Source organism: Caulobacter sp. GW821-FHT10F06 (assembly GCF_058809215.1).
In genome coordinates this window covers 250,478-271,320 of sequence record NZ_JBXASK010000005.1, presented here as the reverse complement: position 1 = coordinate 271,320, position 20,843 = coordinate 250,478, and the positions used below count along the sequence as shown (strand labels likewise).

21 protein-coding genes are annotated in these 20,843 nt (G+C 68.6%); 8 read left to right on the top strand and 13 right to left on the bottom strand.

From position 1 onward, the window contains the following. Position 1: 1 nt before the first annotated feature. Positions 2 to 922, bottom strand: coding sequence for a histone deacetylase family protein (locus AC1RUS_RS13305; RefSeq protein WP_492916825.1), 921 nt, complete (start codon positions 920 to 922; stop codon positions 2 to 4). Between the two features lie 81 nt (positions 923 to 1,003). On the opposite strand from AC1RUS_RS13305, the gene AC1RUS_RS13300 reads away from it, so the two are divergent. Beyond that, positions 1,004 to 1,858 (top strand): acyl-CoA thioesterase, encoded by an 855-nt coding sequence (locus AC1RUS_RS13300; RefSeq protein ID WP_492916823.1) that lies wholly within the window; start codon positions 1,004 to 1,006, stop codon positions 1,856 to 1,858. A gap of 7 nt (positions 1,859 to 1,865) precedes the next feature. Here the strand turns inward: AC1RUS_RS13300 and AC1RUS_RS13295 are convergent, their stop codons facing one another. From AC1RUS_RS13295 to ffh, 4 genes are read right to left on the bottom strand one after another with little or no spacing between them, the layout of a single operon-like run. Then, positions 1,866 to 2,444 carry an NUDIX hydrolase gene (locus tag AC1RUS_RS13295; protein WP_492916821.1) on the bottom strand — a complete coding sequence of 193 codons (579 nt, stop codon included), beginning with the start codon at positions 2,442 to 2,444 and terminating at the stop codon, positions 1,866 to 1,868. Positions 2,445 to 2,456: 12 nt separating this feature from the next. Next, positions 2,457 to 3,041: a ribosome maturation factor RimM gene (gene rimM / locus AC1RUS_RS13290; RefSeq protein ID WP_492916819.1), complete on the bottom strand. Its 585-nt coding sequence runs from the start codon at positions 3,039 to 3,041 to the stop codon at positions 2,457 to 2,459. Between the two features lie 56 nt (positions 3,042 to 3,097). Next, a complete protein-coding gene (gene rpsP / locus AC1RUS_RS13285; RefSeq protein ID WP_492916817.1) occupies positions 3,098 to 3,634 on the bottom strand; it encodes a 30S ribosomal protein S16 in 537 nt (178 codons plus the stop codon). A gap of 23 nt (positions 3,635 to 3,657) precedes the next feature. Next, positions 3,658 to 5,178, bottom strand: a complete 1,521-nt coding sequence (gene ffh, locus AC1RUS_RS13280; protein ID WP_492916815.1) for a signal recognition particle protein — start codon at positions 5,176 to 5,178, stop codon at positions 3,658 to 3,660. A gap of 273 nt (positions 5,179 to 5,451) precedes the next feature. Between ffh and AC1RUS_RS13275 the strand changes: the two genes are divergently transcribed. Next, positions 5,452 to 6,216, top strand: coding sequence for a class I SAM-dependent methyltransferase (locus AC1RUS_RS13275; RefSeq protein WP_492916813.1), 765 nt, complete (start codon positions 5,452 to 5,454; stop codon positions 6,214 to 6,216). A 3-nt stretch (positions 6,217 to 6,219) separates the two neighbouring features. Here AC1RUS_RS13275 and AC1RUS_RS13270 read toward each other — a convergent pair whose 3' ends face one another. Next, complete coding sequence (locus AC1RUS_RS13270) at positions 6,220 to 6,726, bottom strand: DUF1993 domain-containing protein (protein ID WP_492916811.1); 507 nt, start codon at positions 6,724 to 6,726, stop codon at positions 6,220 to 6,222. A 120-nt stretch (positions 6,727 to 6,846) separates the two neighbouring features. On the opposite strand from AC1RUS_RS13270, the gene AC1RUS_RS13265 reads away from it, so the two are divergent. Then, a complete protein-coding gene (locus AC1RUS_RS13265; RefSeq protein WP_492916809.1) occupies positions 6,847 to 7,263 on the top strand; it encodes a CBS domain-containing protein in 417 nt (138 codons plus the stop codon). A gap of 72 nt (positions 7,264 to 7,335) precedes the next feature. Here AC1RUS_RS13265 and mdh read toward each other — a convergent pair whose 3' ends face one another. Next, complete coding sequence (gene mdh / locus AC1RUS_RS13260) at positions 7,336 to 8,298, bottom strand: malate dehydrogenase (protein WP_492916807.1); 963 nt, start codon at positions 8,296 to 8,298, stop codon at positions 7,336 to 7,338. Positions 8,299 to 8,431: 133 nt separating this feature from the next. Between mdh and AC1RUS_RS13255 the strand changes: the two genes are divergently transcribed. Beyond that, positions 8,432 to 9,493 carry a MaoC family dehydratase gene (locus tag AC1RUS_RS13255; RefSeq protein ID WP_492916805.1) on the top strand — a complete coding sequence of 354 codons (1,062 nt, stop codon included), beginning with the start codon at positions 8,432 to 8,434 and terminating at the stop codon, positions 9,491 to 9,493. Next, a complete protein-coding gene (locus tag AC1RUS_RS13250) occupies positions 9,486 to 9,899 on the top strand; it encodes an HIT domain-containing protein (protein WP_492916803.1) in 414 nt (137 codons plus the stop codon). Before AC1RUS_RS13255 ends, AC1RUS_RS13250 begins: the two co-directional genes overlap by 8 nt. Here AC1RUS_RS13250 and AC1RUS_RS13245 read toward each other — a convergent pair. Together AC1RUS_RS13245 and AC1RUS_RS13240 are read right to left on the bottom strand one after the other, a co-directional pair. Then, positions 9,896 to 10,930 carry a hypothetical protein gene (locus AC1RUS_RS13245; protein ID WP_492916801.1) on the bottom strand — a complete coding sequence of 345 codons (1,035 nt, stop codon included), beginning with the start codon at positions 10,928 to 10,930 and terminating at the stop codon, positions 9,896 to 9,898. The two genes, AC1RUS_RS13250 and AC1RUS_RS13245, sit on opposite strands and share 4 nt — an antisense overlap. An 8-nt stretch (positions 10,931 to 10,938) precedes the next feature. Continuing rightward, entirely contained in the window at positions 10,939 to 11,814 is an 876-nt protein-coding gene (locus tag AC1RUS_RS13240; protein ID WP_492916799.1) for an HpcH/HpaI aldolase/citrate lyase family protein, read from the bottom strand. 120 nt (positions 11,815 to 11,934) lie between these two features. Here AC1RUS_RS13240 and AC1RUS_RS13235 point away from each other — a divergent pair, with 120 nt between their 5' ends. Continuing rightward, positions 11,935 to 12,315, top strand: coding sequence for a DUF2237 family protein (locus AC1RUS_RS13235; protein ID WP_492916797.1), 381 nt, complete (start codon positions 11,935 to 11,937; stop codon positions 12,313 to 12,315). 610 nt (positions 12,316 to 12,925) lie between these two features. Next, positions 12,926 to 13,279: a DUF2200 domain-containing protein gene (locus tag AC1RUS_RS13230; protein ID WP_492916795.1), complete on the top strand. Its 354-nt coding sequence runs from the start codon at positions 12,926 to 12,928 to the stop codon at positions 13,277 to 13,279. 4 nt (positions 13,280 to 13,283) lie between these two features. On the opposite strand, the gene AC1RUS_RS13225 is transcribed toward AC1RUS_RS13230, so the two are convergent. The 4 genes from AC1RUS_RS13225 to rhuM are packed head-to-tail and all read right to left on the bottom strand — an operon-like array spanning position 13,284 to position 20,138. Next, positions 13,284 to 13,460 (bottom strand): hypothetical protein, encoded by a 177-nt coding sequence (locus tag AC1RUS_RS13225; RefSeq protein ID WP_492916793.1) that lies wholly within the window; start codon positions 13,458 to 13,460, stop codon positions 13,284 to 13,286. A 29-nt stretch (positions 13,461 to 13,489) separates the two neighbouring features. Next, positions 13,490 to 16,315: a [protein-PII] uridylyltransferase gene (locus tag AC1RUS_RS13220; RefSeq protein ID WP_492916791.1), complete on the bottom strand. Its 2,826-nt coding sequence runs from the start codon at positions 16,313 to 16,315 to the stop codon at positions 13,490 to 13,492. 21 nt (positions 16,316 to 16,336) lie between these two features. After that, on the bottom strand, positions 16,337 to 19,036 hold the full coding sequence (mutS, locus tag AC1RUS_RS13215; protein ID WP_492916789.1) for a DNA mismatch repair protein MutS: 2,700 nt from the start codon (positions 19,034 to 19,036) through the stop codon (positions 16,337 to 16,339). A gap of 46 nt (positions 19,037 to 19,082) precedes the next feature. Further along, positions 19,083 to 20,138: a RhuM family protein gene (gene rhuM / locus AC1RUS_RS13210; protein ID WP_492916787.1), complete on the bottom strand. Its 1,056-nt coding sequence runs from the start codon at positions 20,136 to 20,138 to the stop codon at positions 19,083 to 19,085. A 137-nt stretch (positions 20,139 to 20,275) separates the two neighbouring features. Between rhuM and AC1RUS_RS13205 the strand changes: the two genes are divergently transcribed. After that, positions 20,276 to 20,836, top strand: a complete 561-nt coding sequence (locus tag AC1RUS_RS13205) for an energy transducer TonB family protein (protein ID WP_492916785.1) — start codon at positions 20,276 to 20,278, stop codon at positions 20,834 to 20,836. Positions 20,837 to 20,843 lie beyond the last annotated feature (7 nt).

Here is a 20,843-nt window from a genome sequence, read left to right as displayed (position 1 = left end):
TTTATGCGCCCAGCAGGCCGGCGGCCGTGCGGTGCAGGATGGCGTGGCGATCGGCCAGCCGGTCGATGTCGGGGTCGTAGCCACCGCCGATCACGCCCGTGACCGGGATGTCCCGCGCCAGGCACAGGCCCAGCACATAGGCCTCGCGCCGGCCGATGCCGTCATTGGTCAGGGACAGCCGCCCCAGCTTGTCGTCGGCATGCGGGTCGACCCCTGCGTTGAAGAACACGATGTCCGGATCCACCCGGTCGATCAGGGCCGGCAGGATGTCGCTCAGCGTCGCCAGATAGGCCTCGTCGCCCGTGCCGTCGGCCAGGTCGATGTCGAGGTCGCTGGCGGCCTTGCGGGCCGGGAAGTTCTTCTCCGCGTGCATCGAGAAGGTGAAAACCGACGCATCGCCCTCGAAGATTTTCGCCGTCCCGTCGCCCTGGTGCACGTCGAGATCGACGACCAGCGCCTTGCCGATCGCGCCCTCTTCCAGCAGCCGTCGCGCGGCCACGGCGACATCGTTGAACACGCAAAAGCCTGCCCCGCTGTCGGTCGAGGCGTGATGGCTGCCGCCGGCGGTGTTGCAGACGATCCCGTGCTGCAGGGCCAGCCGGGCGGCCAGCAGCGTGCCGCCGGTCGCCGCCCGGGCCCGCAGGGCGACGGACTCGGTGTTGGGCATGCCGATCCGGCGGACGACGTCGGCCGGCAGGGACAGCTCGATCACCCCGCGCACATAGGCCTCGTCATGGACCAGCCGCAGGGTCTCGAGGTCGATCGGTTCCGGGCGATGGAAGCCGTCCGGTCCCGGAACGCCCTCGGCTTCCAGCAGGGCGGCCAGGCGCGAGAACTTGTCCATCGGGAAGCGGTGCCCCGCCGGCATTTCGGCGCGGAATGCGGGATGGTGGACGACCGGCGGTCTGGAAGGTGAGGACATCCTGCAACGATGGTCATCGCATAGTGCTGGCGCAAGGTCGCGACTTGCCCCGGTGGCGCTAGAGGAATATCGCACTGCACCATGCAGACGACCGAGAACCTCGCCGACATCCTCGACCTCGAACCGATCGAGGTGAACCTGTTCCGGGGCGTCAGCCCGAATGACGGCTTCCCGCGCATCTTCGGCGGGCTGGTCATCGCCCAGGCGCTGCTCGCCGCCTACAAGACCGTGCCCGAGCGCATCTGCCACTCGCTGCACGCCTATTTCATCCGCCCCGGCGATGTGAACGCCCCCGTGCTCTATGAGGTCGAGCGGGCCCGTGACGGCGGCACCTTCACCACCCGCCGGGTGGCGGCGATCCAGCACGGCGAGCAGATCTTCAACCTGGCCTGCTCGTTCCAAACGCCGGAACAGGGCTTCGAGCATCAGTCGCCGATGCCCGACGCACCGGCCCCGGACACCGTCCCGACCGAGGGCGAGTTCCTGCGGTCGCTGGGCGACCAGATCCATCCGAAGATGCTGGCCTTCCTGGAAAAGCCGCGCCCGATCGACATCCGCTGGGTCGACCCGCAGAACCCGGTGAAGCCCGAGAAGAAGTCCGGCACCAAGGAAGTCTGGCTGCGAGCCCGCGCCCCGCTGGGCGACGACATCAAGATGCAGCAGGCCGCGCTGGCCTACGCCTCGGATATGGCCTTCATGGAAAGCGCCCTGCGCCCGCATGGCCTGATCTGGACGACGCCGGGTCTGCAGGCCGCCAGCCTCGACCACGCCATGTGGTTCCACCACCCGTTCGACTTCAACGACTGGACCCTGTTCGCCCAGGACAGCCCCAGCGCCTCGCAAGGCCGCGGTTTGGTGCGCGGCCAGATGTTCAGCCAGGACGGCAAGCTGCTGGCCTCGGTGGCCCAGGAATGCCTGATGCGGGTGCGGAAGTAGCCGACGCCTAGGCCGAGGTCTTCGCGACCGCGATCGTCGCCACGCCGGCGTGGACGAGGGCGCGCAACAGCGAGCCGATCTGCATGCCCACGGTCAATTCGCCGGCCAGGGCCATGCGCACCGCCTCGGCGGCCGGGACCCAGAACCGCTCCATCCGCTCGGTGGGATCGTCGTTGGGCTCGGCGACCTGAACGACGTTCCGCGCCAGGATGGTGTGGACCTGGTTGGTGTGGGTGCCGGCGTTGGGCCAGGCCTCGCCGACCAGGCTGAAGTCGCCGGCGCAGCCGGTCTCTTCCATCAGTTCACGCCTCGCCGCCGCACAAGGATCGGTGTCGGAGTGCTCCATGCCGCCGGCCGGCAGCTCGATCGTGAAGCCGCCCATGCCGTGGCGGTACTGCTTGACCAGCAGCAGGTTGTCGTCGGCGTCCAGCGCGACGATCTCGACCCAGTCGGGATATTCCAGGACGTAGAAGGGCGCGATCACGGCCCCTTCGTCGGTGACGCAGTCGTCGGCCCGAAGGGCGATCCAGCGATCCTTGTGGACATAGCGCGAAGCGGTGACCCGCCACTTCCCGTCGGACGCCATGCCCTGGAGCTCCTAGTCGTAATTGCGCTCGACGCCCTCGGCGTCGTCATCGGCCTCTTCGACCGGGCCTTCCGGTTCTCCCACCAAGGCGGGCGGGTCGGCGAGGATCAAGCGTTCGGCGATCTTCACTTCGGGCACGGCCGCCCGGGTGAAGGGCAGGTACCAGGTTTGGCCGCCCAAGGCAGGGAGGATCTCGAGCAGGTCGCCGGCCCCGAAGTTCTGCACGCTCTTCACCGACCCGAGCAGGGCGTTGTCTGAAACATGGCGCACGGGCAGGTCGACCAGATCGGTCAGGTAATATTCGTCCTCGTCGGGCTCGGGCAGGGCCTCGCGGGGAACATAGAGGCGCAGACCACGCAGGGCGTCGGCGGCGTCCTTGGTCTCGATGCCCTTGCAGCGGGCGACGAGGCCTTCCTTGGCCACGCGGGCCGAGAGGATGGTCAGGGCCGGCGAGCCGTCCTGACGCGTCAGCGCCTTGAAGCCGGCCAGGCTCTTGGGGTCTTCGGTATAGGTCGTGATCTTCACCTCGCCGCGCACGCCGAAGCCGCCGGCGACGCGGCCGACGAGGATCAGGTTGGCGGAGGGCGTGTTGCTCATCGACGAGACGACATCGCCGCCCCGATCCGAAGACCGGGGCGACAACGTCAAAGGCCTTAGCCTTCGGTGGTTTCTTCCGAAGCCGGGGCTTCTTCAGCGGCGGCTTCAGCGGCCGGAGCCTCTTCGGCGGCCGGAGCTTCCTCGGCCGGAGCAGCAGCAGCGGCGGCCGCAGCGGCGGCGGCTTCAGCGGCGGCGGCCTTTTCGGCTTCGGCGGCGGCCTTGGCGTCTTCCTTGGCCTGGGCTTCGGCGGCCTTACGGTCTTCTTCGCGTTGAGCGCGCTCGGCGTTACGCTCTTGGGCCTTCTTGCCCGGAGCGCCCTTTTGCGGGTTGTTGCCGTGGGTCCACGAACCGATGCCGGCATCGGCCAGGAAGCGAGCGACGCGGTCGGTCGGCTGGGCGCCCTTGGCGATCCAGGCCTGGATCGACTCGACCTTCAGCGTGACGCGAGCGGCGTCGTCCTTCTTGAGGAGCGGGTTGTAGGTGCCGACCTTCTCGATAAAACGGCCATCGCGCGGCGAGTGGCTGTCAGCGACGACGATCGAGTAGTACGGGCGCTTCTTGGCGCCGCCACGGGCGAGACGGATCTTCAGCATTGGGGCAGTCCTTAGTTTGAGTTCTATTTCTTGAACGGGTTGAAACCGGGCGGCAGACCGCCGCCCAGGCCGGAAAGGAGGTTCGGCTTGGCGTCGCCGCCACCGCCGAGACCGGGAAGACCCGGCAGGCCTCCCGCGGAATTCTGTTCGGGCGGGGCGACCTTGCCGCCGCCCATCGCCTTGAGGCGGGACATGTCGCCGCCGCCCATCATGCCGGCCATCTTGGCCAGGCTCTTGCCGCCGTCCTTGGACATCGCCTTGAACATGTCGGCCATCTGGCGGTGCTGCTTCAGCAGGCGGTTGACCTCGGCCACGTCCACCCCGGCGCCGGCCGCGATGCGGCGCTTGCGCGAGGCGGCCAGGATGTCGGGCTTCTTGCGCTCCAGCTTGGTCATCGAGCTGATGATCGCCTGCTGGCGGCGGAAGATGCTGTCGTCGATGCCGCTTTCGGCGATCTGCTTCTTGACCTTCTGGACGCCCGGCAGGAGGCCCATGATGCCTTCCATCCCGCCCATCTTCTGCATCTGGGACAGCTGGGACGACAGGTCGTTGAGGTCGAACTGGCCCTTGGCCAGCTTCTTGGCCATGCGCTCGGCTTCGGCGTGGTCCAGGTCCTGGGCGGCCTTCTCGACCAGGGCGACGACGTCGCCCTGACCCAGGATCCGGCCGGCCACGCGGCGGGCGTCGAACACGTCCAGCGCATCGATCTTCTCGCCGGCGCCGAGGAACTTGATCGGCAGGCCGGTGACATGGCGCATCGACAGCGCCGCGCCGCCCCGGCCGTCGCCGTCGGCGCGGGTCAGGATCAGGCCCGTCAGCGGCAGGCGTTCATGGAAGGCCTTGGCGGTGCGGACCGCGTCCTGGCCGGTCAGGCTGTCGGCGACCAGCAGGGTTTCGGTCGGGACGGCGATGCGGGCGATTTCCGCCGCTTCGCTCATCATCGCCTCGTCCAGCGTGGTGCGGCCGGCGGTATCGAGGATCAGGACGTCATAGCCGCCCAGCTTGGCGGCGCTCATCGCCCGCTTGGCGATGTCGACGGCGCTCTGGCCGGCGACGATCGGCAGGCTCTCGACCTCGACCTGCTTGGCCAGCAGGGCCAGCTGTTCCATGGCGGCCGGACGGCGGGTGTCGAGCGAGGCGACCAGCACCTTCTTGCGCTCGTTCTTGCTCAGGCGCAGGGCCAGCTTGCCGGTCGTGGTGGTCTTGCCCGAGCCCTGCAGGCCGGTCATCAGGATCACCGACGGCGGGTTCAGGGCCAGGTTGAGACCCGTGGGGACCTCACCGCCCAGCATGTCGACCAGGCCGTCATAGACGATCTTGACCACCTGATCGGCCGGCTTGACCGAGCGGATGACCGCCTCGCCCGAGGCCAGTTCCTTGGCCTTGCTGATGAAGTCCTTGACCACCGGCAAGGCGACGTCGGCTTCCAGCAGGGCGACGCGGACCTCGCGCAGGGCCTCGTCGATGTCCTTGTCGGACAGCACGCCGCGACCGCCAAGACGGTCGAAGACGCCGGAGAGCCGCTCTGTAAGGCCGTCGAACATGTCGAACCCTGTTTGAACCCAAAGCTCCAAACGCGATCAGCCCCCGTGGACGATCACGTCGACGGGGGTCCTCGCCGTCCTCGTCCAGATGGATCCCGCGCTAGCGGGCTGGGGTCGTGACGGTAGAGGCGCTGCTGATGAAGCGCCGGAAGGGCGCGCTTATGCACAGAAAATGGGGAAGAGTCAAAGTGCCCCGATCACGACGCGCACTGGACAAGACCGTCGTCGATCTTCCAGTTTGCCGGTCCGGCAACCTCAAGCTCCGCGAGATCCATGGCGTCGACCAAGCCCTACTACGCGGAAAGCGGATCCTCGGCGCTTCACTATGATCTCCTGACCGCCGCCGACAAAAGCCTGACGGGCGACATCGAGGTCTATGCCGGCCTGCTCGACGGTCCCAGCACGGTGCTGGAGATCGGCGTCGGCACGGGCCGGATCGCGCTGGACTTGGTGGCGCGCGGCCATTCGGTGACCGGCCTCGACCTGGCCCCGACCATGCTGCGTCAGGCGGAGGCCAAGCGTCAGGCCCTGACGCCCGAGGCGGCGTCGCGGCTGAAGCTGGTGCGGGGCGACATGGCCTCGCTGAGCCTGGGCGAGACCTTCGACGCGGTGTTCTGCACCTTCTTCACCCTGGCCCACGCGCCGGCCGGGGCGGCGTGGCGGAACGTGTTCAAGGGCGTGGTCCGCCATCTTCGCCCGGGAGGCCTGGCCGCCTTCCATCTGCCGCTGGAGGACCAGATGCGCCAGCCGGCGCCGCCAGCGGACCGGCCGGTCTTCGTCCAGCCCCTGGCCGACGGCGGCAGCCTGGCCTTGTTCGTGCTCGATCGCGGCTTCAATCCGAAGATCGGCCGCATGGACCTGGTGCTGGACTATGTGACGACGAAGGCCCCGGGCGCGGCGCCCAGCCACAGCCGCGAGCGGTTGACCTATTATATCGCCGACCCGGATCCCTATGCCCAGGCGGCGGGCCTGGAGGTGGCGATGGCCCCGGTCGATATCGGCGGCGCCGGGGCCATACACGTCTATCGCAAACCCTGAGGCTTACGCCGTGCCGAGATAGTCGCGCTTGCCGATCTCGACGCCGTTGTGGCGCAGGACGGCGTAGGCCGTGGTCAGGTGGAAGAAGAAGTTCGGCTGGGCCTGGGTCTGCAGATAGGCCAGCCCCTTGACCACGCTGGTCTCGCCACGGCGCACCAGGGTGATGTCGCGATCCTCGGCGCCGGCAAAGGCGGCGGGGTCCAGGCCTTCGACATAGGCGATGGCGCGGTCGATGCGAGCGATCAGTTCGTCGAAGCTGGTCTCGGTGTCGTCCCAGGCCGGAACCTCCTCGCCGGCCAGGCGCGCGGCGCAGCCCTTGGCGAAATCGGTGGCGATCTGCACCTGGCGGATCAGCGGGAACATGTCCGGATAGAGCCGGTCCTTCAGCAGGGCCTCGGGATCGATCTTCTTGGCCTCGATGTGAGCCTGGGCCTTGGTCAGCACGCCCTTCAGGCCTTTCAGGCCCTGGACGAAGACGGGGACGCTGGCCTGGTGGATGGAAATGGACATGAAAGCTCCGCTTGAAGGGTCCGCGCACAGATAGGGCGGCAGGCCGCGAACGGGAAGCACGGAACGCGAGGCGATAGCCGGGGGTTTACGAACCTTGAGTTCAACCTTTGAGGTTTCCCCATGAAAGTCAGCGACGCCATGACCCAACAGGTCGTCACGGCCGCCCCGAGCGACTCCATCCGCAAGGTCGCCCAGACCATGGCCCAGATCGACAGCGGCGCCGTGCCGATCGTCGAGAACGGCAAGGTCGTGGGCCTGGTCACCGACCGCGACCTCGTCCTGCGGGTCGTCGCCGAGGGCCGCAGCTTCGACTCGCCGATCTCCGAGGCGATGAGCGAGGGCGAGGTCCAGAGCATCACCGCCGAGGACAGCCTCGCCGACGCCACCGCCAAGATGGCCAATCACCAGATCCGCCGCCTGGTCGTCCTCGACGATTCCGGCAAGCTGACCGGCATCCTGTCCCTGGGCGACGTGGCCAAGGATTACGGCGCCAAGCAGGTCGGCAAGACGCTGGAAGACATCTCCGCCGACGACTAGGCGTCTCGACATCCAAAGAAAAAGGGCGGCTCCGCGAGGAGCCGCCCTTCGTCGTTTCGGAGTGCTGAAGACCTAGACCAGCGAGGGGTCGATGGCCTTGCAGGCTTCCATCAGGCCCTGAACCGACGCGACCGAAGCGGCGAACATCGCCTTTTCGTCTTCGTTGGTTTCGAACTCGACGATCTTTTCCGCGCCGCCGGCGCCGATGACGACCGGCACGCCGACATAGAGGCCGTCCAGACCGTACTGGCCGGTCAGGAAGGTGGCGCACGGCAGGACGCGCTTCTTGTCCTTCAGGTAGCTGGTGGCCATGGCGATGGCCGATTCAGCCGGGGCGTAGAAGGCCGAACCGGTCTTCAGCAGGGCGACGATCTCGCCGCCGCCGCCGCGGGTGCGCTTGACGATGGCGTCGAGCTTTTCCTGGGTCAGCCAGCCTTGCTTGACCAGTTCCGGCAGCGGCAGGCCGCCGACCGTCGAGTGACGGACCATCGGCACCATGTCGTCGCCGTGACCGCCCAGGGTCCAGGCGTGGATGTCTTCGACCGACACGCCGGTGGCTTCGGCCAGGAAGTAGGCGAAGCGCGCCGAGTCCAGGACGCCGGCCATGCCGATGACCTTTTCCTTGGGCAGGCCCGAGAACTGCTGCAGGGCCCAGACCATCGCGTCGAGCGGGTTGGTGATGCAGATGACGAAGGCGTTGGGAGCGTGGGCCTTGATGCCTTCGCCGACGGCCTTCATGACCTTCAGGTTGATGCCCAGCAGGTCGTCGCGGCTCATGCCCGGCTTGCGCGGCACGCCGGCGGTGACGATGCAGACGTCGGCGCCCGCGATGTCGGCGTAGTCGTTGGCGCCCTTCAGGGCGACGTCCTTGCCGAACACGGCCGAGGCTTCGGCGATGTCGAGCGACTTACCCTGCGGGGTGCCCTCGGCGATGTCGAACAGGATCACGTCGCCCAGCTCTTCGCGAGCGGCGATGTGGGCCAGGGTGCCGCCGATCATACCGGCGCCGATGAGGGCGATCTTCGCGCGAGCCATGGGGTCTCCATCAAGGCTGTGGACGAGAAATGTCGCGCGCGGTCTACGCCCGCCGGGCCTTACTCTCAAGCCCTCTTTCCCCATTCGCTGCACTGCGGCAGAACTGTCTGAACAACGATAAGGACGCGTGGGGATGAGCAAGACCGATCCGGGGCGCTATTTCGAGGACTTCCGGCTGGGCCAGACCCTGGTCCACGCCACGCCGCGAACGGTCACGGCGGGCGATGTGGCGCTTTATACGGCGCTCTACGGACCGCGCTTTGCGCTCTTCTCGTCCGATGAATTCGCCCGTTCCTGCGGCCTCCCCGCGGCCCCGGTCGATCCGCTGGTCGCCTTCCACATCGTGTTCGGCAAGAGCGTGCCGGACATCAGCCTGAACGCCGTGGCCAATCTGGGCTACGCCGAGGGCCTGTTCCTGGCCCCGGTCTATCCCGGCGACACCCTGATGGCGGAGTCCGAGGTGATCGGGCTGAAGGAAAACTCCAACCGCAAGACCGGTGTCGTCTATGTGCGGACCACCGGGACCAATCAGCATGGCAAGGCCGTGCTGCGCTATGTGCGCTGGGTGATGGTGCGCAAGCGCTCGGCAGAGGCCGAGCTCGTCGAGCAGTCGGCGCCCGAGCTGGCGGAGGCCGTGGCGGCGACGGACCTGATCATCCCGGCCACCCTGGATTTCTCCAAGTATGACTGGGCCCTTGCCGGCGCGCCGCACGCCTTCGAGGACTATGAGATCGGCGAGCGCATCGACCATGTCGACGGCATGGCGATCGAGGAGGCCGAGCACGCCATGGCCACGCGGCTGTGGCAGAACACCGCCAAGGTGCACTTCAACCAGTTCGAGCGGTCCAAGGACCCGTCGGGCCGGCGGCTGGTCTATGGCGGGGTGGTGATCTCGACGGCCAAGGCGCTGTCGTTCAACGGCCTGCAGAGCGCCGGCCTGATCCTGGCCATCAATGGCGGGCGCCATGTCAGCCCCTATTTCGCCGGCGGCACGGTGTTCGCCTGGAGCGAGGTGCTGGACAAGGCCGACCTGGGCGACGGCGTGGGGGCCCTGCGGCTGCGGATGGTGGCCACCCGCGACCGGCCCTGCGACGACTTCCCCGGCAAGGACGAGACCGGGGCCTATAATGACCACGTCATCCTCGACTTCGATTATTGGGCGGCGGTTCCCAAACGAGGAACGGCGCGTGGCTGAGTTCGTCCTCGATCCGGCCTTCGTGGCCACCTCCGCCGCGCTGGGCGACCTGCCGCTGTGCGAGGCGCGGCTGCAGCTGGACGCCCGCTATCCGTGGATCGTGCTGATCCCCCGCCAGGCCGGCCTGCGCGAGATCGAGGACCTGTCGCCCGTCGACCGTGTGGCGCTGATGGACGAGATCGTCCTGGCCGGAGCAGCGGTGCGGACCCTGGGCCTTCAGGTCGACAAGCTCAATGTCGGCGCCCTGGGCAATGTCACGCCGCAGCTGCACGTCCACGTCATCGGCCGGCGGGTCGGCGATCCGGCCTGGCCGGGTCCGGTCTGGGGCCACAGGCCGGGCGAGGCCTATGCGGCCGAGGCGCTGGACCAGGCCATCGCGGCGGCGAGATCCGCGCTGCAGCTCTAGCGCAGCTTCGGCTTCTTCTTCGTCGAAGCCTTCTTGGCCGTCGCCTTGCCCTTGCGGGCCGGGGTCGCCTTGGCCTTGGAGCCCTTGCCCTTCGACGCCGTGGCCTTGCCCTTGCCGCCGCTCTTCTTGGCGACCGCGGCGCACTTGGCCTTGGCCGCCTTCAGGGCCTTGCCCTTCTTGCCCTTGGTCGAGCAGGCGACCGGCGCGGGGGCGGACGGACGGCTGGCGGCGGCGCGGGCCGCGCCCCAGATCACCGGACCCCGGCTCTGGATCACATAGCCCGGCGGCAGGCTGGGCGGCGCCTCGCGCTCGGCGACCACCGACCGGGCGGCGCCGGCCTCGACCAGGTCGCCGGCCCAACGGGTTTCGCCGGTGGGGCGCAGGGTCAGCACGGTCGACTGGCCGGCCTTGGGGCTGAAGCGCACGATCAGGTCCGAGCCCGAGCGCTCGACGCTCTCGATCAGGCCCGTGGAGCCCACGGCTCCAGCCCGCCGGACGTCGCGCCAGGCACCCTCGACCGGACCGTAGCCGCCGGCCGGATCGACCATCTGCAGGGCGTAAAGCACCGAGCCGTCAGGCCCCGCCACCTTCCAGCCGCCGTCGAGCGGGCCCTGCAGACCTTGGGCGGCGACGATCGAACCCTTGACCCGCAGCTCGTAGATCTGCTCGGCCGGGACATAGGCGCCCTGGGTCACGGCCGGCTGGCCCGACGGCGGATAGGCCGGGGCGGGCGCTTCGGGGGCCGGGATCGGGAGGATGGTCGGCTTGTGATAGGGGACCGGCGCGGTCGGGGTCGCGTCTTCCTCGTCGGTAGTGCCGGTCTGGTCGATCAGGTCGCCCAGCGGATCGATGGCGGCCGGAACCTGCTGGTTCGGGGCCGGCGCGGGCGGGGTCTGGATCGGATCGGTCGAGGCCGGCGCGGGGGCCGGAGTCGGCGTGGCGACGGTCGACTGAGGCGCGGTCGCCACCGGCGCCTCCTGGGCCAGGACCGGCCCGGCGATCAGAACGGCGGAGAGAAGGAAAACCCGCATCGACATCCTTAAGCGGCCTTGGCGGCAATGGCGGCGGCCACGGCGACCAGGCGTTCGGCCTGGGCCAGATGCAACCGTTCGGCCATCTTGCCCTCGACCCGCAAGGCCCCCTTACCGGCGTTTTCGGGCGCCTTGAAGGCGGCGATCACCGCACGGCTCCAGGCGATCTCGCCCTCGGTGGGCGAGAATACCCGGTTGCAGATTTCCAGATGCTTGGGATGGATCAGGGTCTTGCCGTCGAAGCCGAAGTCGACGCCCTGGGCGCAGACGGCCTCCAGCGCCTCCAGATCCTCGATGTCGTTGTGGACCCCGTCCAGGATGCTCAGACCGTGGGCCCGGGCGGCGGCCACCGACAGCGACAGCAGCGGCAGGAACGGCGCGCGGTCGGGCGTCTGGCGGGCCCGCATCTCCTTGGCCAGGTCGTTGACGCCCATCACCCAGACCGACAGCCGGGTCGACTTGCTGGCCGCGGCGATCTCCCACAGGTGGAAGACGGCCTTGCCGGTCTCGATCATGGTCCACAGCCGGGTCTTGATCGGGGCCGCATGCAGGGCGGCCTCGTAGGCGTGGACGTCGGCCGCGTCATTGACCTTGGGGACCAGCACCGCGTCGGGCCCAGCTTCCGCCACGGCCTTCAGGTCATCGGCGCCCCAGGGGGTGTCGAGGCCATTGGTGCGGATGACGATCTCACGGGAGCCGAAGCCGCCGGCCTTGACCGCCGCCACGGCAGCGTCGCGCGCGGCCGCCTTCATCTCGGGGGCGACCGCGTCTTCCAGGTCCAGCACGATCACGTCGGCGTCGAGCGTGCGCGCCTTCTCCACCGCCTTCGCATTGGAAGCGGGCATGTAGAGGGCGCTGCGGCGCGGCCTGGCGACGTCGGACATCGAAACTCCCCACGAGTCTTGGCTTCCTTCTTAAGCATCGACGGGCCTTGGTAAAACCCATCACGCGTAAGGCGCGCTAATGTTGGTCCCGGATCGCGCGAAGCGGGTTAGGATCAGGGCATGACGACGCGCTATGACGACAGGGCCAAGAACGTGCTGGGCGGCGAGCTGAAGCCCTGCTCGCTGGACCCGGTGACCGGCTTCTACCGCAACGGCTGCTGCGAGACCGGGCCGCACGACCTGGGCCTGCACACGGTCTGCGCCATCATGACCGACGAGTTCCTGGCCTTCTCCAAGAGCATGGGCAACGACCTGTCCACGCCGCGCCCTGAGCTGGCCTTCCAGGGCCTGAAGGCCGGCGACCGCTGGTGCCTGTGCGCCGGGCGCTGGAAGGAAGCCCTGGACGCCGGCATGGCCCCGCAGGTGGTGCTGGAGGCCAGCCATGAGGAGATGCTGGCCATCGTTCCGCTGGGCGTCCTGAAGGACCACGCGGCGGTCTAGGCACGGCTTCGCCGCCTCGCGCTTTCGCTGCGATGGGGTGGGAAGAGGTGCGGAGCGCCCGGGCCTCGCCCGGATGTGAGTTAGATGAGTACCGTTTCGACGAAGACAGACGCTCCGCGTGACCGTTTTCCCTCTGGCCGGGGCGCGCGGGTCTTGTTCAACCCTTTGCCCCACCCGGATTTCCCCTGCCTCGCGACGGACCCAGCCCTGGGGCTGCAAGCCACGCCGATTCCGGAGGGACCCGGAGCGAACCTTCGGACGGGCGGGGACCTTGGCTCTTCCCCGATGGATGGGTTTACGTCCCCCATCCTCGCTCCCGCGCAATCACCCCTGACAGCCGTCGCAGTCGCCGGCCGGACGCCCTTCCCGTGCCGTCAGGTGGGATTGAGTATGGGGGTGGTTTCGGGCGCGGCGGAAAGCGCGGTGCGAGAAAGTTGCAGGGCGTTGAAATCGTTGGGATTGAGAGCGTGAACGCACGGTGTTCGCGGCCATCTGCCCCCTCTCCCAGAGGAAGAGGGAGGGGTTCCGAGGCGCGTTTCGCACCCGCGCGGTAGCCGTCCCCAGCCCCAGCCGTTAATCTCGCGGAGCCCTTCGAGCCCGGAGCCGGATCGTGACGACCAAGCACAGAATCTACACAACCAGCGTCGCGAGCGTCTATCCGCACTACGTCGCCAAGGCGGAGAAGAAGGGGCGGACCAGGGCCGAGGTGGACGAGATCATCCTGTGGCTGACCGGCTTCAGTCGCGAAGCGTTCGACGACCAGCTGGAGCGGCGATCGGACTTCGAGACGTTCTTCGCCCAGGCCCCCAAGCTCCATCCCGCCCGGGCCGACATCAAGGGCGTGATCTGCGGCGTTCGCATCGAGACGATCGAGGATCCGCTGATGCGCGAGATCCGCTATCTGGACAAGCTGGTCGACGAACTGGCCAAGGGACGGCCGATGGCCAAGATCCTCAGGGCCTGACGCTTCAGGACTTCGAGGTCAGGTCCGGCCGCGAAGCCAGGAAAGCCGCCTTTTCCGCGTCGGTCAGCACCTTGGCGCTCTTGCGCCGCACCACCTTGGGCGTGGGCCGCGCATAGGCGCCGGCCTGGGCGGCGGGCGCGGCGGGCTTCAGGTCGGTCAGGCGTTTGATCGGCGGCTTCATCGCGTTCCTCTCGTCGGCCCAGGCCGTCTTTACCGCGCCACGCTGGCTCGCGCGCGTTTCAGGCCCGGACGCGTATTGGGCGCCCCGGCTTCGTTCTGTTCCAGCGCCGCCAGGAGGTCCGCCTTCAGGGCGTTCAGCCTGCGGGTCTCGCTGAGCTTCCCGCCCTCGGCGGTCTGGACGTAGAAGGCGTCGACCGCCCGCTCGCCATAGCCATCGATATGGGCCGACTGGATGGAGAGGCCGTTCTGCGCCAGGGTCTGGGCCAGGGCGTGCAGCAGGCCCGGGCGGTCGCGGCCCGAAGCCTCGACCACGGTGGCGTCATCCGAGGACTCGTTGTCGAGCACCACGCTCGGGGCGATGGAGAAGGCCGCCGTGCGCGACAGCTCGCCGCCGCGCCGGGGCTCGAAGCTCAGGGTGTCGCCGCGGCTGGCGGCCTCCAGGGCGTCGGCCATGCGGCGCAGCGCCCGGGGGTTCTCGCAGCCCAGCGGGGCGCCGGTGACGTCCTGCACATGGAAGACGTCCAGCGCCTGGCCCTGGCGGGAGGTGAAGACCCGGGCGCCGACGACGTTGCCGCCGAGCGACGAGATGGCCAGGGCCAGGTCGGCGAACAGGCCGCGCCGGTCCTTGGCGGCGACCACGATCTCGGCGGCGTTGGAGCCGGGCGTCACCTTGCCCTCGGCGGCGGCCCCGCCCTGGATGGCGGCGCGGCGGGCCAGAGCGGCGTGGTCCTTCAGCTCCTGGGCCTGGAAGGCTCCGAAATAGGCGGCTTCCATGGCCGAGGCCCAGCCCTTGGCGGCGGGGTCATCGGCGACCAGGGCGTCGCGCGCGGCCTCGGCCAGGGCTTCCTGGTGGCGCTGGACATTGGCGGCGGCGTCGCTGCCGCGACCGCCCCGGAACACCGCCTCGGTGGCGTTGTAGAGCTCGCGCAGCAGCTGGCCCTTCCAGCCGTTCCAGACGCCTGGACCCACGGCACGGATGTCGGCGACGGTGATCACCAGCAACAGGCGCAGGCGCTCCGGGTTCTCGACGATGCGAGCGAAGGCGGCGACGGTGCCGGGATCGGAGACGTCGCGCTTCTGGGCGAAGTCGCTCATCACGAGGTGGTTTTCGACCAGCCAGGCCACCAGCTCGACCTTCAGTCGGTCGACACCCAGGCGTTCGCAGGCGCTGCGGGCCGAGCGGGCCCCGGCCTTCTCCTGGCCGCCCACCCCGCCCTTGCCGGTGTCGTGCAGCAGCATGGCCAGGAACAGGGCCTCGCGGTCCTCGATAAGCGGCATGATCGACACGGCCAGCGGATGCTCGTCGGCCAGGCGACCGGCGGCGATGTCGCCGATGATGCCCACGGCCCGCAGGGTGTGCTCGTCCACCGTGTACGAGTGGTACATGTTGAACTGCATCTGGGCCACGACGCGGCCGAACTCGGGGATGAAGCGCCCCAGCACGCCGGCGTCGTTCATCAGGGTCAGGGTGCGGTAGCTGCGCTTGCCGCGCGCCAGCAGGTGCAGGAAGGCTTTCGTCGCCTCCTCGTCGCGGCGCACGCGCGAGGTGATCAGGCCCAGGCTGCGGGTCACGGCCGTGAAGGCGTCGGGATGCAGGTCCAGATCGCGCTCGTCGGCGATCTTGAACAGGCGGATCAGGTTGACCGGATCGGCCTCGAACACCTCGGGCCCGTCGATGTTCAGACGACCGCCGTCCTCGTAGAAGCCGTCGACGTCCAGCGCCTTGCGCTTGGGTCGGCCGCCGCCCGGCAGGAAGCGGGAAATGCCCTTGGGCTCGTTCTTGAAGTGCTCGGCTTCCAGCTTGGCCGAGAAGGCGCGGGTCAGGGTCCCGACCTCCTTGGCGATCAGGAAGTAGCGACGCATGAAGCGCTCGACCGCCGGCGCGTCGCCCCGGTCGCCATAGCCCATGCGGCGGGCGATCTCGGGCTGCAGGTCGAAGGTCAGGCGCTCTTCGGGGCGGCCCGTCGTGAAATGCAGGTGCGCGCGCACGGCGTGCAGGAAGTCGAAGGCGCGGATAAAGGCTTTCGCTTCACGGCGGTCGAACACCTCCAGCTTGAAGACGTCTTCCGGGCGATCGACGGGGTGCAGATATTCGGCGATCCACATCAGGGTGTGCAGGTCGCGAAGACCGCCCTTCCCTTCCTTGACGTTGGGCTCGACCATGTAGCGGCTGGCGCCGGCGCGGGCCTGGCGATCGTCACGCTCCTTCAGCTTGGCGGCGACGAACTGGGCGCCGGTGCCCTTCATCACGTCGTCCTGGAACCGCTTCTTCAGCTCGGCCCCCAGGCGCTCGTCGCCGGTCAGGCGGCGGGCCTCCAGGATCGAGGTGCGGATCGTGTAGTCCTCGCGCGACAGGCGCACGCATTCCTCGACGGTGCGCGAGGCGTGGCCGACCTTGAAGCCCAGGTCCCACAGCGCATAGAGCATGAACTCGATCACGCTCTCGGCATGCGGCGTCTGCTTGTAGGGCCGCAGGAACAGCAGATCGATGTCGCTGAACGGCGCCAGGGTGCGCCGGCCATAGCCGCCCACGGCCAGCAGGCACAGGCGCTCGCCCTCGGTGGGGTTGCGGGCCCGGAACACGTGCACCGTCGTGAAGTCGTAGAGGGCGGTGATCACCTCGTCGGTGACGCCGCTGAGCAGGCGCGAGGTCTCAAGACCGCCCGCCCCGTTCTCCAGCCGCTCCTTGGCGATCATCCGGCCGCGAAACAGCGCCTGCTTGAGAATCTCGATGGCGCGGGCGCGCTGGGCGGCCTCATCGCCGAGGGCGTCCAAAGCGGCGGCGGACAGACGGGCGCGCAGGGCGTGACCGTCGACGACATGTTCCAGCGGGGTGGGGCGAAGGCGACGGGGCATGATGGTTATATGGTTTACCCGTCAGGTCTTGAGCAGACCCTTAAGGCGATAAAGCGCCTCAAGAGCTTCGCGGGGCGACATGCCGTCGACGTCCAGGTCCTTCAGGGCCGCATCCACGACGCTGGGCGCCGCCTTGGCAGGCGCCGACATGGCCTGGCTGACGGCGAAAAGCGGCAGGTCGTCGAGCTTGGCCGGTGATTCGTCCTTGGTCTCCAGGCGGTCCAGCACCTCACGGGCGCGCGCCACGACCGGTCCGGGCACGCCGGCCAGCTTGGCCACCTGTACGCCGTAAGAGCGGTCGGCGGGACCGGGCGCGGCCTCGTGCAGGAAGACCAAGTCGCCGTTCCACTCCTTGGCCCGCAGGGACAGGTTGGAGACGTGGTCCAGCCGTTCCTCCAGGGTCGCCAGCTCGTGATAGTGGGTGGCGAACAGAGCGCGGCAGCGGTTGGTGTCGTGCAGGGCCTCGGCGCAGGCCCAGGCGATGGCCAGGCCGTCATAGGTGGCCGTGCCCCGGCCGATCTCGTCCAGGATCACCAGCGCGCGCGGCCCGGCCTGGGTCAGGATGGCGGCGGTCTCGACCATCTCCATCATGAAGGTCGAGCGGCCCCGGGCCAGGTCGTCGCCCGCGCCCACGCGGCTGAACAGCCGATCGACCACGCCCAGACGGAAGCTGGCGGCGGGCACATAGCAGCCGGACTGGGCCAGGATGGCCAAGAGCGCGTTCTGGCGCAGGAAGGTCGACTTACCGGCCATGTTCGGACCGGTGACGATCGACAGCCGCGCGGCGATCTCGCCCGAGGCGTCCAGCCGGCAGTCGTTGGGGGTATAGGGGTCGCCGGCCCGCTTCACGGCGGCCTCGACCACCGGATGGCGGGCGCCGCGCGCGTCGAAGGCCAGGGACTTGTCGACGATCGGCCGCACCGCGCCGGCGTCCTCGGCCCATTCGGCCAGGGCGGCGGCGACATCGAGCCTGGCCAGAGCCTCGGCGGCGATCTGGATGGCATCCGCGAGGAGGCGGGCGACCTCGCGCCAGGTCTCGAAGGCGGCGATCTCCATGGCCAGCACGCGCTCGGCGGCCTGGGCGATGCGGGCGTCGAGGTCGGCCAGCTCCACCGTGGTGAAGCGGACCTGGTTGGCCAGGGTCTGGCGATGGATAAAGGTGGCGTTCAGCGGCGGCTGGAACAGCGGGTCGGCCTTGCCGGCCGTGGCCTCGACGAAATAGCCGAGCACGCCGTTGTGGCGGATCTTCAGCGGCACGCCGCTCTCGGCCGCCAACTGGGTCTCCAGGCCGATGATCACCCGGCGGCTGTCGTCGCGCAGCGAGCGGGCCTCGTCGAGCTCCTCGCGCACCCCGGCGGCCACGAAGCCGCCGTCGCGGGCCAGGGCCGGCAGGTCGGGACCGAGGCCCGTCTCCAGCGCCTCCAGGAAGCCCGAAAGGCCCTCGTGCAGCGACGGCGTCAGGGCGCGGAAGGCGTGCTCCAGCTCGAACGGCGGCGAGGTCAGGGCGTCGCCCGAGCCGGCGATCATCGCCGCCAGGCTCTGACCGGTCTTCAGGGTGTCGCGGATGCAGCCCAGATCGCGCGGGCCGCCGCGTCCCAGGGCCAGGCGCGACAGGGCGCGGGCCATGTCGCCCGAGCCCTTCAGCACCTCGCGCAGGCGCTGGCGCAGCTGGCGGTGCTCGACGAACCACTCCACCGCGTCCAGGCGGCAATCGATGGCGGCAGTGTCCAGCAGCGGCCGGGCCAGGCGCGAGGCCAGCAGACGCGCGCCTCCCGAGGTGATGGTGCGGTCGACCACCGCCAGCAGCGAGCCATTGCGGTCGCCCGACTGGGTGCGGTCGATCTCCAGGCTGCCGCGCGTGGCCGGGTCGATGGCCATGACATCGGCCTCGGCCGCCCGCCGGGGCGCACGGAGCGCCGGCAGCTTGCCGGCCTGGGTCATTTCCAGGTGGGCGGCGATCAGGCCCAGGGCCCCGATCTCGGCCGGCGACAGCCCGCCAAAGCCGTCCAGGGTGTCGACGCCGTAGAGCCGCTTGACGCGGGTCTCCGACGCCTGCGGCTCCGACAGGGCCGACGGCATCGGCTGCACCAGGCCGCCGCAGATCTTCAGGGTCTGGGACAGGTTGTCGTCCGACAGCAGCCGGTCGGCCACCAGGGTCTCGGACGGAGCCAGGGCGGCCAGGATCGCGGCGACCGCATCCTTGGCCACGGAGAACACCTCGACCTCGCCGGTCGACAGCTCGACCGAGGCCACGGCGGCCTGCCCGGCCCGCACCGCGACGGCGGCTAGGCGGTTGGCGCCCCGGGCGTCCAGCAGGCCGTCCTCGGTCAGGGTGCCGGGCGTCACAACGCGGACAATGTCGCGGCGGACCACCGACTTGGAGCCGCGCTTCTTGGCCTCGGCCGGGTCCTCCATCTGCTCGCAGACGGCGACCTTGAAGCCCAGGCGGATCAGTTTCGACAGATAGGCCTCGGCCGCGTGCTGCGGCACGCCCGCCATCGGGATCGGCTCGCCGGCATGGGTGCCCCGGAAGGTCTGGGAGATGCCCAGGGCGGCGGCGGCCTTGTAGGCGTCATCGAAGAACAGCTCGTAGAAATCGCCCATCCGGAAGAAGATCAGCGCATCGGGCTGGCGCGCCTTCATCTCGAAGAACTGCTGCATCACCGGCGTCGCGCCGGTGGCGTCATAGGTCTGGACGGTCTGGGAAACGGGCGCGTTCATCGCCCGGGAAACTACAGAGCGTCGCGGCCCGCGTTAAGGGGCGGCGTTAAGGTTTCTCAGGCCGACTTTGGACTCTCCGCGTCTTGGGCAGCGCGCTCTCGGTTTGCTTGAGTTCCGCCAGCCCGCGATCCGCCTCTTCGCGCCTGGCGGCCTTCCGAGCCTCATCGAACACCTTGTATTCCGCCTTGGCGCGAGCTTCGGCCTGATCATGGCGGACACGGCCGCCGTGATCCAGAACAAGGCGGTTCAGACTCGCGAGCTGCTGATCGAGAAGCCGCGAGGCCTGTTCCATCAAAACCAGCCTGCCGATCTCGAGCTGATCGTCGAAAATGTCGAGCAGGATGGTCGTCAGCCTGTTCAGCTCCTTCAATTCGGCGGGCGCGAGATAGTTCTTGGCGACGATGGCGTCAGCCTGTCGGATCTCGTCCTTCGGCCCTGTCTGAAGGCCCATGTTGGGCTCCGCCGCATCCGAACGCGCCTTCAGCACTTCGGACGGCGTCTGGTTCACCACGGCATAGAAGAGCTTGGCTTGAGTTCGCCGATAGAAATCGGCCGCCGCCGGGGAGCTCGGCTCATAGTCCTGGCATAGGGAACAAATCCGGCGAAGTTCAGCATAGACGTTGGCCTCCGACGCCCGAATGTCGCGGACGATTTCGCGCAGTTCGCGGACACGATCCTGATCGTTCTCGTCCTTCAGCCGCTCGACATCGACCACGAAGCCCTTGGTCGCGAACCGAACGAGCACGCTCGTCGCCCATTTCCGAAACAGCGTGGCCTGGGCGGAGCTGACCCGGTAGCCGACGGAAATGACCGTATCGAGGCTATAGAGTGTGCCCGGACGGCCAGAGCCAATTACTTGCATTTTTTGCAAGTTATCCGCTTCGACGAGCTCACCTTCCTCGAAGATATTGGTCACATGACGATAGATCACGGACGGGTCTCGCCCAAACAGCGCCGCCATCTGCGCCTGGGTCATCCATAACGCATCACCATCGTAGCGTAGCTCGACCTTGAGCCCGCGCTCGGTCCCATAGATCAGAAAGCGGTGACCCGTATCGGCATCTTCGAGCAGATGCACCGGTGCAGCTTCGCCCTGTTCCAAAGCGCTTACCCCGCTGAACTTGATGAGAACATTAGTAGAACAACCTAGGCTTGAGCGCTACAAGAAATTACCCGTCACAAACCGCTGGCCCGCTCTCGCAACTTCGTGCCAGATCGCGCTGGGGTTGGGGGTTTCGCATGTCTGCATCCAAGGCGGTCGACGCCGTTCCGGAACGGCCGGCCGTGATGGGCAGGTACAAGCCCTATTGGATCGAGAAGCCGGACAGCGACGACATGTCGTCGTTCTATCCCGACCACGCGCAGCGCCACGACATCAACGGGCGCGCGACGCTCAGGTGCCAGGTCGGGATGGACGGGCGACTGAACGCCTGCGTGGTGCGGGCGGAGTCGCCCAAGGACGAGGGCTTCGGCGCGGCGGCCTTGTCGTTGTCGGAGAAGTTCCGGATGCTGCCGCCGGACCTGCCGGCCGGGCGCGCGCCGCCCGAGATCACCATCCCGATCGTCTTCCAGGTGCCCGAATACAATCGGCTGCAGCGCCCGCAGAAGCCGTCGAGCCCGGCGACCGCCAAGAACCGCTTCGAGCACCTGGGCGAAGTTCAGTCGTTGAAGCCGCTGACCGACGCCGTGGCCAAGGCCGGCGACGTCGGACCGATCGTGATCGGCGCGGCGGCGCTGCTGATCCTGGCGGTTCTGGTCCTGGCTCTGGGACGGAGCCGGCGACGAGGTCGGGACCTCTAGGTCGCCG

Coding starts and splice junctions, on each gene's coding strand:
- AC1RUS_RS13305 (WP_492916825.1), bottom strand. CDS start 922: ATGTCCTCACCTTCCAGACCGCCGGTCGTCCACCATCCCGCATTCCGC.
- AC1RUS_RS13300 (WP_492916823.1), top strand. CDS start 1,004: ATGCAGACGACCGAGAACCTCGCCGACATCCTCGACCTCGAACCGATC.
- AC1RUS_RS13295 (WP_492916821.1), bottom strand. CDS start 2,444: ATGGCGTCCGACGGGAAGTGGCGGGTCACCGCTTCGCGCTATGTCCAC.
- rimM (WP_492916819.1), bottom strand. CDS start 3,041: ATGAGCAACACGCCCTCCGCCAACCTGATCCTCGTCGGCCGCGTCGCC.
- rpsP (WP_492916817.1), bottom strand. CDS start 3,634: ATGCTGAAGATCCGTCTCGCCCGTGGCGGCGCCAAGAAGCGCCCGTAC.
- ffh (WP_492916815.1), bottom strand. CDS start 5,178: ATGTTCGACGGCCTTACAGAGCGGCTCTCCGGCGTCTTCGACCGTCTT.
- AC1RUS_RS13275 (WP_492916813.1), top strand. CDS start 5,452: ATGGCGTCGACCAAGCCCTACTACGCGGAAAGCGGATCCTCGGCGCTT.
- AC1RUS_RS13270 (WP_492916811.1), bottom strand. CDS start 6,726: ATGTCCATTTCCATCCACCAGGCCAGCGTCCCCGTCTTCGTCCAGGGC.
- AC1RUS_RS13265 (WP_492916809.1), top strand. CDS start 6,847: ATGAAAGTCAGCGACGCCATGACCCAACAGGTCGTCACGGCCGCCCCG.
- mdh (WP_492916807.1), bottom strand. CDS start 8,298: ATGGCTCGCGCGAAGATCGCCCTCATCGGCGCCGGTATGATCGGCGGC.
- AC1RUS_RS13255 (WP_492916805.1), top strand. CDS start 8,432: ATGAGCAAGACCGATCCGGGGCGCTATTTCGAGGACTTCCGGCTGGGC.
- AC1RUS_RS13245 (WP_492916801.1), bottom strand. CDS start 10,930: ATGCGGGTTTTCCTTCTCTCCGCCGTTCTGATCGCCGGGCCGGTCCTG.
- AC1RUS_RS13240 (WP_492916799.1), bottom strand. CDS start 11,814: ATGTCCGACGTCGCCAGGCCGCGCCGCAGCGCCCTCTACATGCCCGCT.
- AC1RUS_RS13235 (WP_492916797.1), top strand. CDS start 11,935: ATGACGACGCGCTATGACGACAGGGCCAAGAACGTGCTGGGCGGCGAG.
- AC1RUS_RS13225 (WP_492916793.1), bottom strand. CDS start 13,460: ATGAAGCCGCCGATCAAACGCCTGACCGACCTGAAGCCCGCCGCGCCC.
- AC1RUS_RS13220 (WP_492916791.1), bottom strand. CDS start 16,315: ATGCCCCGTCGCCTTCGCCCCACCCCGCTGGAACATGTCGTCGACGGT.
- mutS (WP_492916789.1), bottom strand. CDS start 19,036: ATGAACGCGCCCGTTTCCCAGACCGTCCAGACCTATGACGCCACCGGC.
- AC1RUS_RS13205 (WP_492916785.1), top strand. CDS start 20,276: ATGTCTGCATCCAAGGCGGTCGACGCCGTTCCGGAACGGCCGGCCGTG.